Raw genomic sequence first — 1,932 nt, 5'->3', positions numbered from 1 at the left:
TCGAGCCCGGAATCCATTCATCCACCGACACTGCCGCCTGATGGATTCCGGGCTCACGCTTCGCGTGCCCCGGAATGACGGCGGAGAGACATTCAGCTCCCCATCCCCTCCCGGAACTGTCGTCGCACCCTGGCCGTTAGGGTCCAGCGCCGCTTGGCCGCGTCAATTTGCAGCCGAACCTGTCACGCACCGCGGCCACTTTCCGCTAAAATGCCTGATAACCGCGCCGATGCATGAGGTCCGCCATGAGCTTCCGCCGCGATACCCTGACGAAGCCGATCTTCTCCTGGGCACGCGGCGTGCTGCCGACGATGTCCGACACCGAGCGCGAGGCGCTGGAGGCGGGCGACGTCTGGTGGGATGCCGATCTCTTCACCGGCAACCCCGACTGGTCGAAGCTGCTGAACATCCCCGCGGCCAGGCTGACGGACGAGGAGCAGGCGTTCCTGGACGGCCCCGTCGACGAGCTCTGCGCCATGCTCGACGAGTGGAAGATCTTCTGGGAATGGCGCGACCTGCCGCCGGACGTCTGGCACTTCGTCAAGCGCGAGAAATTCTTCGGCATGATCATTCCGAAAGAGTTCGGCGGGCTCGGCTTCTCTCCCTATGCGCATTCGGAAGTCGTGCGCAAAATCTCGACCCGCTCGATTGCCGCCGCTGTCACCGTGATGGTGCCAAACTCGCTCGGGCCCGGCGAGCTCCTGATGCGCTTCGGCACGAAGGAGCAGCAGCAGCGCTGGCTGCCGCGCCTCGCCGACGGCCGCGACATTCCCTGCTTCGGCCTCACCAGTCCTGAAGCGGGCTCCGATGCCGCCTCGATGGTCGACACGGGAATCATCTGCAAGGGCGATTTCGAGGGCCGCGAGGTGGTCGGCCTCAGGCTCAATTGGCACAAGCGCTACATCACGCTCGGCCCGGTCGCAACGCTGCTCGGTCTCGCCTTCAAGGCCTATGATCCCGATCATCTCCTCGGCGATCAGGACGAGCTCGGCATCACCGTGGCGCTGATACCGACCAATCTGCCCGGCGTCGAGATCGGCCGGCGCCATCTGCCGTCGATGCAGGTGTTTCAGAACGGCCCGAACTGGGGGCGCGACGTCTTCATTCCGCTCGACTACGTCATCGGCGGCAAGGAGCGCCTCGGGCAGGGCTGGAAGATGCTGATGACCGCGCTCGCCGCCGGCCGCGGCATCTCGTTGCCGTCGCTCTCTGCCGCGGGCGCCGCCTATGCGGCGCGCACCACCGGCGCCTATGCCCACATCCGCGAGCAGTTCGGCATCTCGATCTCCAAGTTCGAGGGCGTCGAGGAGCCGCTCGCCCGCATCGTCGCGACCGCCTACCAGCTCGATGCGGCCCGGCGGCTGACCTGCGCGGCGCTGAACGCCGGCATTCATCCCGCCGTCATCTCCGGCATCATGAAGCTGCACGCGACCGAGCGGATGCGCATTGCGGTCGACGACGCCATGGACATCCATGGCGGCAAGGCCGTGATCGACGGTCCGCAAAACTATCTCGGGAATTTCCATCGCGCCGTACCGGTCGGCATCACGGTGGAAGGCGCCAACATTCTGACCCGCAACCTCATCGTGTTCGGGCAGGGCGCCATCCGTGCCCATCCTTTTCTGCTCGACGAGATGAACGCGCTGGCGGACAGCGACCGCGAGCGCGGGCTCACCGCGTTCGACCGGGTTTTCTGGAAGCATGTCGGCCACAGCGTCCGGACGCTGTTCCGCGCCTTCGGGCACAGCTGGACTTTTGGCGCATTCGCGCCGGCGCATTGTGCAAACCAATTTGGCGCTGTGCTTTCCTGAGTTGTCGCAGGCCCAGCGCACGCAGGTGGCACGCCGCACTTTTGTGTGTTTTGCCCAAACTTTTTTAGACCGCAGCTGGCTCTGGCATGCACCGCCCGCACTCCTTCAAAAACGCTTGCAC

General features: G+C 65.2%; 2 pseudogenes. Both read left to right on the top strand.

Annotated features, from left to right (window positions below):
* Window positions 1-245 precede the first annotated feature (245 nt).
* Window positions 246-1,775 (top strand): annotated as a pseudogene (locus JHD07_RS08615) (acyl-CoA dehydrogenase); the annotation flags it as partial.
* Window positions 1,702-1,932: pseudogene (locus tag JHD07_RS39735) on the top strand (hypothetical protein); the annotation flags it as partial. The pseudogenes JHD07_RS08615 and JHD07_RS39735, both read left to right, overlap by 74 nt.

The sequence above is a fragment of the Bradyrhizobium sp. genome, from assembly GCF_016462955.1.
GTDB lineage: Bacteria > Pseudomonadota > Alphaproteobacteria > Rhizobiales > Xanthobacteraceae > Bradyrhizobium.
This window is presented reverse-complemented; position numbering and strand designations above follow the sequence as displayed.